Source organism: Njordella aestuarii, assembly GCF_056494165.1.
Map to the genome: position 1 here is coordinate 4,079,285 of NZ_CM151397.1, position 16,822 is coordinate 4,096,106.

Annotated in this window: 12 protein-coding genes; 8 read left to right on the forward strand and 4 right to left on the reverse strand. The window is 50.4% G+C overall.

Translation table 11 applies throughout. The annotated features are described in order from the left end of the window. Positions 1–11: 11 nt before the first annotated feature. The 4 genes from SH451x_RS16070 to SH451x_RS16085 all read left to right on the forward strand — a co-directional run bounded on the left by SH451x_RS16070 (position 12) and on the right by SH451x_RS16085 (position 7,030). Positions 12–494 (forward strand): hypothetical protein, encoded by a 483-nt coding sequence (locus tag SH451x_RS16070; RefSeq protein WP_479358007.1) that lies wholly within the window; start codon positions 12–14, stop codon positions 492–494. 305 nt (positions 495–799) lie between these two features. Next, the gene (locus SH451x_RS16075; RefSeq protein ID WP_479358008.1) at positions 800–2,095 is read left to right on the forward strand and encodes an efflux RND transporter periplasmic adaptor subunit; all 1,296 of its coding nucleotides are present in this window, start codon (positions 800–802) and stop codon (positions 2,093–2,095) included. 11 nt (positions 2,096–2,106) lie between these two features. Continuing rightward, the gene (locus SH451x_RS16080; protein WP_479358009.1) at positions 2,107–5,394 is read left to right on the forward strand and encodes an efflux RND transporter permease subunit; all 3,288 of its coding nucleotides are present in this window, start codon (positions 2,107–2,109) and stop codon (positions 5,392–5,394) included. A gap of 694 nt (positions 5,395–6,088) precedes the next feature. After that, the gene (locus SH451x_RS16085) at positions 6,089–7,030 is read left to right on the forward strand and encodes an SMP-30/gluconolactonase/LRE family protein (RefSeq protein WP_479358010.1); all 942 of its coding nucleotides are present in this window, start codon (positions 6,089–6,091) and stop codon (positions 7,028–7,030) included. A 12-nt stretch (positions 7,031–7,042) separates the two neighbouring features. Here the strand turns inward: SH451x_RS16085 and rsmA are convergent, their stop codons facing one another. Next, positions 7,043–7,921 carry a 16S rRNA (adenine(1518)-N(6)/adenine(1519)-N(6))-dimethyltransferase RsmA gene (gene rsmA, locus SH451x_RS16090; RefSeq protein ID WP_479358011.1) on the reverse strand — a complete coding sequence of 293 codons (879 nt, stop codon included), beginning with the start codon at positions 7,919–7,921 and terminating at the stop codon, positions 7,043–7,045. Positions 7,922–7,926: 5 nt separating this feature from the next. Beyond that, positions 7,927–8,529, reverse strand: coding sequence for a riboflavin synthase (locus tag SH451x_RS16095; protein ID WP_479358012.1), 603 nt, complete (start codon positions 8,527–8,529; stop codon positions 7,927–7,929). A gap of 202 nt (positions 8,530–8,731) precedes the next feature. Between SH451x_RS16095 and SH451x_RS16100 the strand changes: the two genes are divergently transcribed. The 4 genes from SH451x_RS16100 to uvrA all read left to right on the forward strand — a co-directional run bounded on the left by SH451x_RS16100 (position 8,732) and on the right by uvrA (position 15,376). Beyond that, the gene (locus SH451x_RS16100) at positions 8,732–10,216 is read left to right on the forward strand and encodes a high affinity choline transporter 1 (RefSeq protein ID WP_479358013.1); all 1,485 of its coding nucleotides are present in this window, start codon (positions 8,732–8,734) and stop codon (positions 10,214–10,216) included. Positions 10,217–10,305: 89 nt separating this feature from the next. Continuing rightward, positions 10,306–11,034, forward strand: a complete 729-nt coding sequence (gene pdeM / locus SH451x_RS16105; RefSeq protein WP_479358014.1) for a ligase-associated DNA damage response endonuclease PdeM — start codon at positions 10,306–10,308, stop codon at positions 11,032–11,034. A 54-nt stretch (positions 11,035–11,088) separates the two neighbouring features. Further along, positions 11,089–12,480 (forward strand): glycerate kinase type-2 family protein, encoded by a 1,392-nt coding sequence (locus SH451x_RS16110; RefSeq protein WP_479358015.1) that lies wholly within the window; start codon positions 11,089–11,091, stop codon positions 12,478–12,480. A 19-nt stretch (positions 12,481–12,499) separates the two neighbouring features. Next, positions 12,500–15,376, forward strand: coding sequence for an excinuclease ABC subunit UvrA (gene uvrA / locus SH451x_RS16115; protein ID WP_479358016.1), 2,877 nt, complete (start codon positions 12,500–12,502; stop codon positions 15,374–15,376). A gap of 23 nt (positions 15,377–15,399) precedes the next feature. On the opposite strand, the gene SH451x_RS16120 is transcribed toward uvrA, so the two are convergent. Continuing rightward, positions 15,400–15,975 (reverse strand): hypothetical protein, encoded by a 576-nt coding sequence (locus SH451x_RS16120; protein WP_479358017.1) that lies wholly within the window; start codon positions 15,973–15,975, stop codon positions 15,400–15,402. Positions 15,976–15,988: 13 nt separating this feature from the next. After that, positions 15,989–16,774, reverse strand: coding sequence for a phosphoribosylformylglycinamidine synthase I (gene purQ, locus SH451x_RS16125; protein ID WP_479358018.1), 786 nt, complete (start codon positions 16,772–16,774; stop codon positions 15,989–15,991). Between the last annotated feature and the right edge of the window lie 48 nt (positions 16,775–16,822).

The window sequence follows — 16,822 nt, forward strand, 5'->3', positions numbered from 1 at the left end:
ATCAATCTCCAATGACGAAAACCGCAACGCTCGATGATGCAATTCGATTGGCCTCAGAAAAATTTACGGGCGTGGTCGATTCTGATGGCCAGCCGTACATTTTGCATTGCTTGCGAGTCATGCTCGGCGTCACAGACCTCGTGACTAAACAGGTCGCTGTGTTGCATGATCTAGTGGAAGATACGGATATTACACTCGAGCAACTGGTGGCGATGGGATTTGCCGCGGAGGTAGTTGAGGCAATTGGTCTGATGACGCACCGCGATGATGAGAAATACGCGAACTACGTTGTGCGGCTGAAAAACAACGCGATGGCTAGACAGGTCAAATTAGCTGACCTGCATGACAATTATTCGTTAACGCGTGTGAAATTTCGCGAGTCTAAAGTCGAATCCGACATTCGACGGATTCAGAAATACATCCTAAGCTATCAGTTTCTAACCGATAAGATTGACGAATCAGCCTATTCAAGGCAGATGCAGGAACTCGAATAGTTTGGGGTCGGGGCCGTACGATTTCACTGTAATTCTACCGCTTGGCCGCGAAACAAAACGCAGTTTCGGTCGGTTAAATGGTACTCACCTTAAACTATTGGCAAAATCGGCTTTCCCGCACTGGTTTTAAGAACTTGGGCAAGTCACAATAGATGGTTGCGTTTTCGCGGGACGCCAGCGATTTCCGTCTTGTAGAAAACAGCCCCGCCTAGTGCCACCAAATATCCTTCCGCACTTCCTCAAACATGCTCTTCTCCAGTAAAAACCGCTCATCATTGGTTCGTCGTTGTTGCACTTTACCTTGCTTGATTTTAGTTGCCGCCGCGGGTTGCAGTACTGAAATCGATGAGAAGTACACGAACGTTCCAAGGCCGCAGACTGCCGCGGAGATTGCTACTGCAAATGAGCGGCTAGATTCAATCGAAGCTGAAACGATCGTCGTTGTCGCCCAGAAATGGCCGAAAGTCATAACATCTCAAGGTTCAATCGAAGCGGACCAGATTACGACTGTCGCCAGTGAAGTCCCCGGCCGAATCATTAAACTCGCGGTCGATATCGGGGATGCCGTAGAGATTGGGCAGCCGATCGCCGAGGTCAATCCGACGGACTATGAACTGCTAGCGCAACAATCCAAAGCGCGACTGATCCAAGCAAAATCGGCGATTGGACTAAAGCCCGATGATACTGCCGATATGCTGGATCCGGAAAATGCGCCCCCGAGCCGCGAAGCAAAAGCGGTGTGGAATGAAGCCCAGCAACAAGTTAAACGACTGATGCAGTTGTCGCAGCAGGATGCCATTTCTGACACCGATCGCGACGCAGCAATTGCGCTAGAGCGAGTCGCAGAAGCTCGCTATGCATCGGCATTAAACTCCGTGCGCGAAAAAATCGCGACAATTCATTTGCAAAAAGCGGAAGTTGCAATGGCAGAAGAACAACTAAATAACACTCGAATTCTTTCCCCAATCGAAGGACGCATCCAGTCCCGTTCTGTCTCGCTCGGGAATTATGTAACGGCGGGTCAATCTCTTGTAACGATTGCGGTTACCAAGCGATTGCGCTATCGATCATCCGTGCCTGAGCGTTATGCGCAGCAACTTGCAGTAGGCCAGAAAGTGCTCATTACGGCAACTGGTTCAAGCGAAGTTCGTGAAGCGACAATCAGTCGTATTGCTCCTATCCTGGATCGTCAAACTAGATCGCTTTCTTTTGAGGCCCTGTTGGAAAGCGAAGACGAAGCTATCCGGCCGGGCGTTTTTGCTGAATCCGACATAATTCTCGATCTCGATTCGGAGTCGATAGTTCTTCCCAACTCTGCATTGATTCGATTCGCTGGCATAGACAAGGTTTGGCAGGTCCAGGATGGTATTGCTCGGGAAATCGTGGTGACTGTCGGACGGCGTGGTGAAGAATCAACTGAAATCGTTAGCGGCCTTGAAATAGGCGATACCATATTGAAAGACGCTAGCCGAGGCCGAACGGCTAAAGTACAGCCTCCTGCGACTAGCTCCGCAAATCGCGATTCCTTAAAACCTGCCATCGACTCGCCAAGAAGTAATTCTGGATCTGATCTTCTCGCCTTAACTCAACCCGCCAGCTAGGAACTTCTTGCATGTATGGTCTAGCCAGAATATGCGTTCAACGCCCCGTTTTTGCTTTGATGATGATTGTGGCGATGGTCGTAGCTGGCATCGTCGCCTTCCCATCCCTGGGCGTCGATCGCTTACCTAATATCGATCTGCCAACCGTTTTTGTTCGCACTACCTATCCAGGCGCTGCGTCGGAGGAAGTTGAATCCGAAGTTACCCAACCGATCGAAGATGCGGTTGCAACCGTGGCTGGAATAGACGAACTTCGCAGTATTTCATCTGATGGCTCGTCGTTCGTCATCCTAACATTCCGGCTCGACCGTGACGTTGACGCAGCAATTCAAGATGTCCGCGATTCGGTCGCGAGTGTGGTTAACTTACTTCCACCGAACATCGATCCGCCGGTAGTTCGAAAATCGGATACCGAGAGTTCTCCTATCCTAACACTTGCAGTTTCTGGTCCGCGATCCGCAAGCGAACTCTACTATTTTGCTGACAGAAACGTCAAAGGCGTCATTGAGTCCGCTCGCGGCGTCGGTGCTGTTAGCATTGCCGGTGCGGCAGAACGTGCGATACAGGTTCAAGTCGAAGCAGATCGGCTTGCCGCTTACCAACTGTCGATTTTACAAGTACGAGATGCCTTAGCATCGCAAAACGCAGAATCGCCAGGCGGGCGTGTAGACGAAGGTTTCCGTGAACGAGCTCTACGCACACTTGGACGTGTTCAAGACAGCCGCGATTTCCCGAACCTTGTCGTCGACACGATCGGCGGCAGCCCGATCCGGCTGAGCGACCTTGGAAATGTGGAAGACACCACGAAAGAAGTTCGTACTCTAGCTCGCTTGAATGGTCAGCCAGCAGTTGTACTCCAAGTTCAACGGCAAAGCGGTGAAAACACCGTTGCCGTGATTGATGCAATCAAAGAGCGTTTGCCACGCTGCGACTCTTTGCTACCCGACGATGTACGCATCACGATCATTCAAGATCAGTCGCGTTATATCTTGGCGGCGTTGCACGAAATCCAGGGGCACCTCGTTTCTGGATCTATTCTCGCGTGCATCACCGTGTTCCTTTTTATGCGTTCATGGCGTTCAACCATTATCGCTTCCATTGCGATCCCGGCGTCGATCATCGCGACGTTTGCATTTATGAAGATGTTTGGCTTTACGCTCAACAACGTCACCATGCTCGCGCTCGTGCTGATGGTTGGGGTCGTTATCGACGATGCGATTGTCGTACTTGAAAACGTCTTTCACTGTATTGAAGAGAAGGGCATGTCGCCATACGACGCAGCCATCGAAGGCACTCGAGAAATTGGACTGGCAGTTCTAGCGACCACGATCTCTCTGGTCATCGTCTTCCTTCCAGTATCGTTTCTATCAAGTGTGACCGGCAGACTGCTGTTTGAGTTTGGGGTGACTGCGACTGTTGCGATCCTGATTTCGATGTTCATCAGTTTTACGCTAACTCCGATGATGTGTTCGCGGATCCTTAAGCCGATTGATGCCAAGGGTAACGCTCCTAAATCTCGCCAAGGTTTTTATAGCTACCTCGAATCGGCCTACTTATGGATTCTCCGAGTTGCTCTTAAGTACCGAGCGGCCACTTTGACAATCGCGATAATGGTCATCGGGTCAAATTATTTCCTATATCAATGGGTCCAGACCGACTACATCCCGACGAACGTTGATGAATCCGAATTCGAAGTTGGAATCAGCGCGAAAGAGGGGACGACCCTCACTGCGATGAACCAAGCGATGATGGCCGTTGAAAATGCGATTCTTGACACTGAAGGCGTTGACTTCATCCTAACGACAGTTGGCACCCGAGGATTCGGCGGTGTGAATCGTGGTGAGACCTATGTCCGTCTGAAAGATGCCGCCAAACGTTCCTTTTCTTTCACTCGCCTGTGGCATTCAACTCTAGCGGGTGATCCTGGCGCGGCATGGCGAGATAATTTTACGCAACAAGAGATGATGGGAAAGTTGCGTGGAAAGCTGAATAACATTCCAGGTCTTCGTGTATCGGTGAAGAATTTGACATCGCTGCGTCAAGGCGCAAATGTCGACATCGATTTTTCGATCTCCGGGCCAGACTTAGCGATTCTCTCTAAACTAAGCGAAGAAATTCGCTCAAAAGCGATGAATATTCCGGGTATCGTCGACTTGGACACAACGTTACGATTGGATAAGCCGGAGCTGCATGCAACAATTTTGCGAGAGCGCGCGGCTTCTATTGGCGTGAGCATTCAGGAGATAGCCGAAACATTACGCGTTGCCGTAGGCGGTGATGATCGCGTTTCACGTTATCGGGACCAATCGCTTGACGACGCATATGATGTAGAATTGCGATTAGTGGGCATCGACCGCAATAACAGCGAATCTATTTCGCAGCTTTATGTTCGAGCAAATCCCGCCGCAGCTAGGACCGATACGACGTTGGTGACGCCTTCTGCAACGGGCGAACAACTGCTAACTCGACTAGATAATGTCGTTGAATTTTCGTTCTCCGACGCGGCAGCACGAATTGACCGTCTTGATCGTCAGCGGATGGTGGCTGTTCGTGCGAATGTGGCTGCGGGATTTGCTTTATCGGATCGGATTCAAGCATTGCAGAAGGCAGCAGAAGAAGTAGGAATCCCCGCGGGTTTTGAAACGCATGTCATGGGGCGTGGTCGTGAGCTTGATAAAACGCTGGGTGAGTTTACAACGACGTTCATCCTTTCGTTTATTTTCATGTACATTGTTCTGGCAGCGCAGTTCGAGAACATGCTCTATCCGATCACGATCTTGTTGTCGCTGCCTCTAGCCATTCCGTTTGGGCTAATCAGCTTGTATTGGGGCGGCGAAACGCTCAATGTTTACTCCGCGTTGGGCATTCTTGTACTATTCGGTGTTGTGAAAAAAGCCGCAATCCTCCAAGTAGACCATACGAATGCACTACGAAAAGATGGAATGGAGCGATCCGAAGCAATCATCAAGGCGAATCGCGACCGATTGCGACCAATTTTGATGACCACCATATCATTCGTGGCAGGATTGATGCCGCTCTTGATAGCGAGTGGTCCTGGCGCAGAAGAGCGCCGAAGTATCGCGGTACTAGCTGTTGGAGGCCAAACGTTATCCCTACTTTTGACCCTCATCGCGATTCCAATTATCTATTCGTATCTTGACGACCTGAGCATGTTGGGGCAGCGCGTTTTTGCTTACGACCCAAACAAGGCTCGGGTTAAAAAACCAAAGCGGTCTAAAGCGAAAGGGTCCTTGCCAACGCCCGCAGCCGAGGAAACAGGACAGGCTGTCTTGGAGTAGCGGATACGGCGAGGGGTGCGTCACATCATTTCCCAGACGTCTGAGGGACAAAGTCCGAGGCTACAATCGTTCTGGGAGTTCAGTACGTTTCACGCCTGAAGGCCCGGGGAATTGCTTCCTGGCACATTCACCGCTTTGTTATCTTCAATCTGGGCAAATTGCAGAACGTAGCGTATTTTACACGCTCGACTTTCAAAAATTGCCGTCATTTTTGGCAACTCGTATTGACCGCATCAACGCACTCTCTTTATTGCGTTACGTGGATGCGAATGGAAGGCTCAAGAACACGCAAGTGCTCATAAGTCATTTTGTTCCTACCAAACCCATTCTGCTGCAGTTCGAGGATTTGCGGGAATGCTTGAATACACCTTCATCGGTGACAACACTCCTCTCAATAAAGCCTGGTAACTGGGTCAACTGGGTGAGAAGAGTTAAGCAGCAGAGTTCCATGAATCGACTGCGGACGGCCTTTCGTTTATCCGAAAGGCCGTTCCGTCGTCGACCTTGCTCACGCCATGACTCTTCTTGGCTTCTATTAAATTACGGCACAAATTGGTGTCGGGCTCTCCTCTGCTAGAATCTGGGCGCGATCGCTCGTATGATGGTTTCGGCTACTGAAGCACTGCAATTCCAATTGTTTAGCACCTGCAGTTTCGAGAGCCCACTTTCTATCCACCATAGGAGCACAACCGTCATGAAATTTCGTATTCGACTTCCCCTTGCAAAGGCGATTTTCGGTTTTGCAAGTTCAGTGTCTATTTGCCTTTTGGCTTGCTCGGCAACTCTGGCTCAAGAGTTCGCAGCAGACTTGAAACCACTGATCGCCGAAGGCGCTGAACTTAAACTCGTCACGGACGAATGCAAGTTCACCGAAGGGCCTGCCTCTGATATCACCGGGCGAGTCTTCTTTACCGACCAGCCTAACAATCGAATTATGTTGATCGGCGTCGATGGTAAAGTTTCAACATTTATGGAAAACGCCGGTCGATCCAACGGCATGTTCTTTGATTCCGAATGGAACTTGATTACCTGCGCTGACGAAAAGAACGAGATCTGGCAGATAAACTCAAGCGGCGATCATCAAGTAATCTTTAAAGCAAGTGAGGGTGGCGCGCTCAATGGCCCGAACGATTTATGGATATCCAAAGATGACGTCATCTATTTTACCGATCCTTATTACCAGCGCCCTTGGTGGGACCATAAAAGTCCTCCACGCGAAACTCGCGGTCTATACCAAGTCCAAATGGATGGCAGCGATTTGAAACTTCTGGACGGCGATTTCAAGCAGCCTAACGGCATCATCGGGGATAAAAAAGAGTCCTTGCTGTATGTCGCTGATATCGATGATCGAAAGATCTATGTCTATCCGCTTAATGAAGATGGTTCGCTGGGCAAACGTAAGTTGTTCTGCGAAGAACCTTCCGATGGTATGACGATCGATGAAAAAGGAAACGTCTACCTGACAAATCGGAACGGCGCTACCGTCTACAGTCGCGAAGGCAAGAAACTTGGCTCAATTCCAACCGGCAAAGGATGGACTGCTAACGTGTGTTTTGGTGGTAAAGACCAAAAGACGCTTTTCATTACGGCATCGGATAGCGTATTTTCGATCGATATGAATGTACGCGGACAATAAACGTCAATAACGCTACGCCAAATAGTTGGAAAGCGCAATAAAATCGTCCACCGTTAGTTCTTCAGCGCGAGCGTCGACGGAGATGTTCCGTCCGCTCAGAAAGCTTGGTAGATCTTCAACGGCATGCGTTTGCGGTACGTCAATCTGCGAGGCGATGCGTTTGCGGCGATGAACGAACATCTTGCGAACGAACTCTTGAAACAGCGGTATGTTTTTGATTGAAGATCGACGATCAGTGTTCAAGTCGATAGAAACAATGGCGGACTCTACTTTTGGACGCGGCCAAAAAACGCTGGGCGAGAGCTTACGGACAATCTTGCAGTCTGCTTGAGATTGAATCCAGATCGAAAGCGCGCCGTAGTCCTTGGTCGACGGTTTTGCCACGATACGCTCTGCCATTTCAAGCTGGATTGTAACAACCATTTTTACCGGAGGTCGCTCTAGACTTAGCAAGTTAGCCATCAGTGGCGTAGCAATGTTATACGGAAGATTGGCAACGAGCTTAAATTTCGAATCTTCAATTGTTGCTCGAGCCTCGTCGATTGCCGCCAACACGTCGGGGCTTATTGCGTGCTTGCCCGCCAGAGCGTCCAACGTCAACAGCCTTACGTTCGCGAACTCCTCCAGCTCATCAAGGGCGATCTTTTGCATGTCGCGATCGACTTCGACGGTCACAACTTGCCCTGCCTCTACCGCCATGTGACTGGTCAGCGAACCGGTTCCTGTTCCAACTTCAAGCACGACATCGCTTTTATTGATATCTGCAGTCCGAACTATCAACTCAATTAGATTCAAATCGATCAAAAAGTTCTGACCGAACCGATGCTTCGGACGCGCGCCCTCCAAGCTTAAACGCTGCGAGAGGTAAGATATCGTGTGTCGATTCGTCATTGCGTTTAGGCGGAGGGTAGTTTGTAGTCGAGCAAGCGTTGCACGTATTTGGCGATCATATCAGTTTCTAGATTCACAGCGTCGCCAACTTGCAAGTGCCCCAGGTTGGTCGCTGCCAGCGTATGCGGAATGAGTGCCACCGAAAAGCTCTTCTGGGCGACTTGGACCACTGTCAAGCTGACTCCGTTGACACTTACAGATCCTTTTGGAGCCAAAAATGGCAGCAAGTTCTCTGGCAGTTCGAAAAAAATGTCGCTCCATTCTCCCCCATCCTGCCGTGAAAGCACCTTGCCTACGCCGTCGACGTGACCGCTGACGAGATGCCCACCCAGTCGGTCAGACAACCTCATTGCGCGTTCAAAATTTACTTGCGTGCCACAGCCGAAACTGCTCAACGTCGTTTTGGCCAAGGTCTCTTTCCCTGCCTGAAAGGTCAACCGGTCCGAGTCTATATGCGTTACCGTCAAACAGCAACCGTCGATGGCGATGCTTTCCCCCAGTTCGGCGGGCTCCTGGAAGTTCGGAAATATCAAGGATAAATCGCGACCATTGGGATGATCAGCAACGGTTTTAACTGTCGCAACGCCTTGGACTAACCCAGTAAACATGAGATACCTTTCTCGCCACCACGAAACAATTCGGACCAACTTAGTAAATGCATTCTATCGCGACTATTCAAGGGCAAAGAGGTTGCTAAATTTTTGTCTACTTTTGATTTCCGCTTGGAAGACTCGACAAGTGAAGGCTCGTCTGGTCGGCAACTTGCAACGGTTTCTGTGTCAAATCCCTTCCTGAGGTACGCCTGGAAGAATGAATGTTACGCTGCTTGTCTTCGTTCTGTTGTACTTGATCGGAACTCTTGCGTTGGGTGCTTGGGCAGGCACGCGTGTCAAAGATACGGCCGACTTTGCAGTCGCAGGACGAAGCTTGCCGCTGATTATGGTTATCACAACCAGTTTTGCGACATGGTTCGGTTCTGAAACGGTCATGGGCATTCCCGCTCGATTCGCCACCGAAGGTCTAGGGGGCGTTGTTGAAGATCCCTTCGGCGCGTCGATGTGCCTCGTGTTGGTTGGTCTTTTCTTTGCCTCGCGACTCTACAAACTGGATCTGCTGACCATCGGTGACTACTACCGCTATCGATATGGCAAGCTCATTGAAATTCTCTGTTCGATCATGATCATACTCAGCTACCTCGGTTGGGTTGCAGCTCAAATCACCGCCCTCGGCGTGGTCTTCTCCATTCTATCCGCGGGCCAAATCAGCTTGCCTGTCGGCATGACAGTCGGCACTGTCCTCGTGCTCATCTACGTGATCATGGGGGGCATGCTCGCGGTCGCGTACACCGATTTCATCCAAATGATCGTGCTGATTATTGGACTTAGCTACATCGCCTACAGTTCTTCAAATCTTGCTGGTGGAATCGATAACGTTATTGCCGAGGCGCAAACTCGCAACCTCTTCAATGTTTGGCCTGAAATGACGTTTGCGGGAATCACGGCTTTTATAGCTTCGGCGATTACGATGATGTTTGGCTCTATACCGCAGCAAGACGTCTACCAACGCGTCATGTCAGCCAAGGACGCTCCGACGGCACGCAATGGTGCTGTTATCGGAGGCATCGCTTATTTGTTGTTCGCGTTTGTGCCTATGTTCATCGTGTTAGCTGCCATCGTAGTAATGCCCGAGGAAGCAAATGCGATGCTAGCAGATGAAGCGACAGCACAAGATGTGTTGCCAACTCTTATCCTCAACTACATGCCGCTCTACGCCCAGATCTTATTTTTCGGTGCGTTGGTGTCAGCAATCAAATCGTGTTCGTCAGCCACCTTGCTGGCCCCTTCCACCAGTTTCGTAGAAAACATCCTCAAGAACATTAAACCGGGACTCAGTGACAAGCAATTGCTACTTTCCATGCGAATTTCAATCTTCGTCTTTACTAGCCTGGTTCTGACGTACGCGATCTATATGCAAGGAACCTCAATCTACGAAATGGTTTCCTCTGCGTATCAGGTGACTTTGGTTGGATCTTTCATTCCGCTGCTCTTCGGTTTGTACTGGAAACGTGCTACGACGCAAGGTGCGTTGTTTTCGATTATTGCCGGAGTCGGAACATGGGCTACGGCGTTAACGATGCCTGAAGAATCGCGATGGATGCCGGCTCAATTGATGGGTTTGCTAGCGGCCCTTGCAGGAATGCTGGTCGGTTCGTTGTCACCGCAGTTCATTCGCATGCAAACGACGGCGACAGACACAATCGGCAGCGACGATGAACCAACAATGTCGGGCGAGTGATCTCCGCGATGCTGGGAGTTTCGACTTGTAAGGAACGACTTAGGCCTCGAAAATAGTGAGGCCAGTCTTCATGAACACGGAAGGTCCTTATGCAGTCCTACAACATCGTATGCCACGGCCAAAACCTTACACTCTCAGGCCAAAGGGTCGCGTTTCATCCCGAGAGCAACTCTCTGTTAGTTGCGGACCTCCACCTGGGCAAAGATTCTACATTTCGCCAGTCTGGAATCCCGGTGCCCGCTGGAGCGACCGATCGCACTTTAGCACGCTTGAAGAACGCCCTTGATCATTTCGGTGCTACAGCGTGCTACATCTTGGGCGATCTTATTCACGCACAGAGCTCCCTCATTGAGCCCGTCTTCAACAGTCTTAACACTTGGTTTACTACGGTTCAGAATGCGGTCAATTTCCATTTGATCTTGGGGAATCACGATCAAAAGTCCAAACGTCGTCTTGCCCAACTTCCAATCGCAATTTGTGAACATTCTGTCGAGCTCGGCCAGCTAACACTGACGCATGACGTTGCGACGGCCAATGGAGTTTCAAAGCGAAACGGGCTTGCGTCTACTGAGGACACCTTTGTCATCGCTGGGCACCTACATCCCTGCTACCGCTTTGGAAATCGTTCTGCATCCAGTCCGCGACTGCCATGTTTTTGGCGGAAGGACGCTAGCCTAATACTTCCAGCGTTTGGCGAATTCACAGGCCTTGCGAATATACGCCGTGAACGGGGAGAACAAGTGTTCTTGGTTTGCGATGACGAACTAGTTTTAGTTGAGGACAATTGCCTTGCTGCTTCTCGACTGGGCGACGAGTAGCAGATCCGACGCTATAGTAGGCTGCTTTACGATTCAAACTCCCAAGAAAAACGCATGGCTTCGCGAATCTCTAAAGTCGCTCGAGACGCACTGACGATTTGGCAGGCGGGCGTTGACTCCGTCAAATCGGATCGCGTGGTTCGTCAAGCCATCGAAGTCGAATCCAACTGCATAATTATCGACGATGTGGAATTTCCAGTGGATGTCGAATCCCGGATCATCGTTGTTGGTGCCGGCAAGGCAGGCTGCGGCATGCTCCAAGGGTTTGTCGAAGCGCTCAAGGATACAACCCTTTTCAATCGGATGGTTGGCTGGGTAAACGTTCCAGGAACTCAGCCGCTTCCAAGCCCGCATCCAAACATTACAATCCACCCGAGCCGTCCTCTGGGAAGCAACTTGCCGACAGTCGCCGCGCTTGAGGGCACTCGCAAAATTGTCGATCTCGTGGCTTCTGCGAAGAGCACGGACCTAGTCGTCTGTTTGCTGAGCGGTGGGGGGTCCAGCCTGCTGGTGGATCCGATTGATGGAATTACTTTAGAACAAAAGATTGCACTCACGACCGACTTGAGTGCTGCAGGGGCTGATATTCATCAGCTAAATTTGGTGCGTCGCGCAATCAGCAATGTTAAAGCTGGCGGACTGTTGCGTCACTGTGGCGCAGATTCCATCGCAACACTAGTGATTTCTGACGTGCTTGATGACGATCTCGCCACGATTGCTTCGGGCCCAACTTGCGACACTGTCATGCCCGAACCAAAGTCAGCTATTCTCCTGATTCAACGTTTGCTGCCGGCTTCTAATCATACAGCACAACATGTGATTGCAGTGCTGCGCGACCAGAAGCTTCCCCGATCCCGAAAGACTACTTTTCCTCAACATCGATTTACCACAATCTTAGCCAACAATGCCACCGCTGTTGACGCGGCCGGTGTCAAAGCAGTTGAGCTTGGCTACAGCTATATAATGATGTGCCATCGTAAAAGCGAAGGTGATGCAAAAGACGTCGGTGCTACGATGGTTGATACGCTCGCAAAGTTAACCAACGAATCCGGCATCGATTGCAGCATTACCGGTGGCGAACCGACTGTCGATTTATCCGCGATTATCGGCGATCTTCGCAACTGTCGCGGCGGTCGAAACCAACATGTCGTCCTAACGGCTGCTGTCAAGCTTTTGGAAAGATCGGCTGCAATTGATCCTTCATTCGAATACTGTCTCTTATCGGGAGGCACCGATGGTGAAGATGGAAACTCAACTGTGGCAGGGGCGTGGATTGACCATGAGAAACTCAGAGCATTAAGGTCTCGACTGGCCGACGCGGAATCGGCTCTTGCTCGATTTGACTCGCATACACTGCTGTCGGAAATAGACGCGACGATCAATACCGGTATGACACATACCAACGTTTGCGACTTACGAGTCGTCCTTGTCAAAAACCAATCCTAACAAAATCAGATCGATTACTTTGACTAAGAAAAAAAGAACGACCCAAACGGGGCATGCAGCAATAGCGCCCGAGAGAAGTATTCGACTTCGTGGCGCACGCGTACACAATCTAAAGAGCGTCGACGCAGACATTCCGCTAGGAGCTTTAGTTGTTGTTTGCGGTGTTAGTGGCAGCGGAAAAACTTCACTGGCCTTCGATACACTCTACGCAGAAGGCCAGCGACGCTACATCGAGAGCTTTTCATCCTACGCACGACAGTTTTTGGAACGCCTCGATCGTCCTGAGTACGATTCGCTCGACAATCTCCCTCCTTCAATCGCGGTGACGCGTAAGGGCGCATCGCGAAATAATCGCTCTATCGTTAGTTCTGCTACAGAGATCGATGACTACCTGCGACTTCTCTTTTCCAAAGCGTCAACTTTGAAGTGCGTTGATTGTGGCAGTTTGGTGCAGCGTGAAAATGCATCGAGCATAGTAACATGGATCAATACGATTTCAGAATCGCTCCGTGCCATGCCTGCGTTTAATATTGTATGGGATGGTGCGGCTGACCTTGCCATGCAACTAGCGCATCTTCAAGCGTCCGGTTTTGTTAGATTGGTGGCAAATGGAAAGACGTTCAATATTTCCGAAGACACGCGCGACGAGCTTGCTCAGGCGGTGGCCAAATCCGAACGCATCGCAATTGTAGTCGACCGACTGCAGTTCGGTGGTGATTCAAATCGTTGGTCCGAATCGCTGGAAACGGCTTTCGAATGGGGGGAAGGTAAAGCAGTCTTGTTTGTTCAAGGCGAACCGGCGGCGTGGCCCAAGTCAGCTCTTCACCAACCCGCAAACAACCTTGCTATTGACGAAAAAACTTATCTTGAATTCAATTTCCATGAAGATCTAATCTGTAATACTTGTGGCCGCGAGTACCCGCTGCCTGCCCAACGTCTGTTTTCTTTCAATTCGCCGATTGGAGCCTGTTCGCTGTGTGAAGGACTAGCTGAGATCCAGGAAATCGACATGGCAAAGATCGTCCCGGATCCTAGCAAGTCGCTGCGCGAGGGTGCTATCGCCCCTTGGAATACCCCGTCGTATGCACACGAGCTTGAAGAACTTCTGGCTCTTTCAAAATCAGAAAAAATCAATGTCGATATTCCCTATGCTGAATTGACGAAAACCCAAAAGGAGATGATTTTTGAGGGCGTGCCGAAGTATAACTTTGGCGGATTGAAGGGTTTCTTCGCATGGCTTGATCGCAAGAAGTATAAAATGCATATTCGCATTTTTGCGGCGCGGTGGCGGTCCTATCGCCCATGCCCGCAATGTCTCGGCAAGCGTTTGAAACCGGAAGCACTTGCTTTCAAGATCGGCGAGCAAAGCATTGCCGACTTGAACGCGATGCAAGTTAAAGACCTCAAATCATTCTTCGAAAATCTGCAGTTGGAGCCTTATCAAGCTGCGGCTGCCTCTCAAGTCCTGCAGGACATCGGCGCTCGACTGGACTATCTGGTCGACGTGGGACTTAGTTATATGCAGCTCGACCGACCGCTGCGAACCTTAAGCGGCGGTGAACAGACGAGAGTGAATCTGACAAGTGTACTCGGTTCAAACTTGGTAAGTATGCTGTACGTACTGGACGAACCGACAGTCGGACTTCACCCGGAAGATAGTCAGAAATTGGTGGAAGTGATCGGAAAGCTTCGCAATCGTGGCAATACAGTACTAGTAGTTGAACACGAGCCTCCGCTGCTTCGACAATGTGACTTCTTGATTGAAGTCGGCCCCTTTGCGAGTCGAAAGGGCGGCCAGATAGTATTTGCGGGAGTCCCAGAAGAACTGAAATCGGCCGATACGCTCACAGCAAAGTATTTGTACGGAAACAAACGCTGGTCGACGCTCCGCGTCAATCGAGAGACGAAAGACTTTATTAGCATCAAGAACGCACATGGCAACAACCTGAAAAATATCGATGTCGACTTCCCTATGCAGTGCCTTTGCGTCGTAAGCGGAGTTAGCGGAAGTGGTAAGAGCACGCTCGTCAACGAAACTCTTTATCCCGCGATTCTAAATAAACTTGGTCAGGGGCAGCATCAAACGCTGCCTTTCGCAAAGATGACTGGGCGGCTCAAATTCGACGAGTGCATCATGATCGATCAAGGAATTGCTAGTAGATCGTCACGAAGCGTGCCCGTCACAATGATCAAGGCATTCGATGAAATCCGAAATCTGTTTGGAGAATCGCGAGAGGCACAAGCCAAAGGTCTATCCGCCAGCAGTTTTTCGTTCAACAACAGTGAAGGGCGTTGCGAGACTTGCGAAGGCACCGGGTCACTTGAGATCGATATGATATTTCTCGCAGACATCAACGTGACATGCCCAGATTGCCACGGCAAGCGTTTTCGGCCGGAAGTTTTGAGCATCCGATACCGCGACCGAACCATTGCCGACGTGCTTGATCTAAGCGTTGCCGACGCTATTGAATTCTTCCGAGGCTCCCCAAAAATTCAGGAACGGCTGGAAGTCCTGAGTGAAGTCGGGCTCGATTACATACAGTTGGGCCAGAGCTCATCGACACTTTCTGCAGGCGAAGGGCAGCGGTTGAAGCTTGCCAATTTTCTCCTCAACGCCTCGAACACCAAATCGTTGATCATTATGGACGAACCAACGACCGGTTTGCATTTTTACGATGTTGAAAAACTGATTCAATGCATGCAGAAACTGGTAGATCGCGGGCACAGCTTGATCGTAGTTGAACATAACGAACAAATACTCAATGCAGCAGACTGGCTGATCGATTTGGGACCTGGTGCCGCAGACCAAGGTGGCTATCTCGTAGCCAGTGGCCCCGCCACGACGATCGCGGCGTGCCGCGAATCTAAAACGGGATACCACTTAGAGACTCAGTGACGAGCTAACGTTTAGAAAAGTCTTTATTTGACTTCGATCTCGTAGACCATCTTTTTCATTCCGTCAGCAAGCTTCTCGACGGTCGCCGCCGGGCCAGTCATCTTGATGAAGATTTTGCCTTCTTCTTTGGTCTCGATGATAGCCGCCAACATGCGGTGGTTCTCTAACTTTTCAGTTGGGCCAGGTGCAAAAGGACCTCCCATCTTCTGAACAAAAGTGCCGGTAATGTCGACGACATGCACTTTGACACCGCTGACTTCTTTATCTTCAACCTTGGCATCTTCGCGCTTAGCACCTTCGAACTGCGCAACCCAACGATCGATGTTCGCGTCGATCGAACCCGTTGCTTGCATGATGGTAATCCGAGCGGAATCTTCGCCAACCTCTGGCGCGTTGAACTCGTGTTCAATCATTTGCATTTTCGGCTTGACGGTCTTCCAATCGGCAGGCTTGGCAGCGATTACTTTCCCGCCCGCCATGGCGATCGTTTCCGATTTTTCGATTGCAGGCTTATCTTCCGCAAACAACTGACCAGTTAGAGTCAGTGAGAAGAAAAGAAGTCCAGCAACTGCTATCGAGGATAACTTTTGAATTGACATCGTTTTGGCTCCACTAAGCAAAATAGGAAACTGCGTTTTTGAAAATTTGCAAACCGTCGCCGTGCTCAGGCTGAGTCTCGCGACGAGTCCACGAAGGATGGTGTGTTGCAAACAAGTGACGTTCAGGATGCGGCATCAATCCAAAAACTCGACCACTGGAATCGCAAAGACCTGCGATGTTCATGTCGGCTCCGTTGGGATTATCTGGGAACTCCAGCAAGCTGTTATCGGATGATCCGCTCTCAGAAGTATACCGTAAGACCAATTGCCCTGCGTTCTCTAGTTTTGCGGCAGTCGCGGAATCGCGGATAACCAGACGTCCTTCCGCATGCGCGATTGGTAGGTACATCTGGTCGATCCCGGTCAGGAATGGGCAAAGCTCCGACGCGACGCGTAGATGTACCCAGCGATCTTCAAAGCGGCCCTTCTTGTTCCACGTCAATGTTGCGTCGGGACGTTGCGGCGGCGAATCGAAGAATATCCCCAAACGCATCAGCACTTGAAAACCATTGCAGATGCCAAGGATCAACCGATCTTCGTCTACGAACCTTTCGACCATATCGCTCAACGACGTCTGCAGCTCTGTTGCAAGGATGCGACCAGCCGCAATGTCGTCGCCATAACTAAATCCACCTGGCAAACAAAGGATCTGGTATTTTTCTGCCCAAATCGGTTTTTCGATCAGCTGCTGGATATGGATTCGACTGGTTTCTGCACCGGCCATTTCAAATGCGTGAGCGGTCTCGAGGTCACAGTTCGTGCCGGGCGCTCGAAGTACTAAGACTTTTGGTTTACTCATCAAGCTGGATTTGTACAACTATTATCAATCGAGGAAAATCGGTCGCTA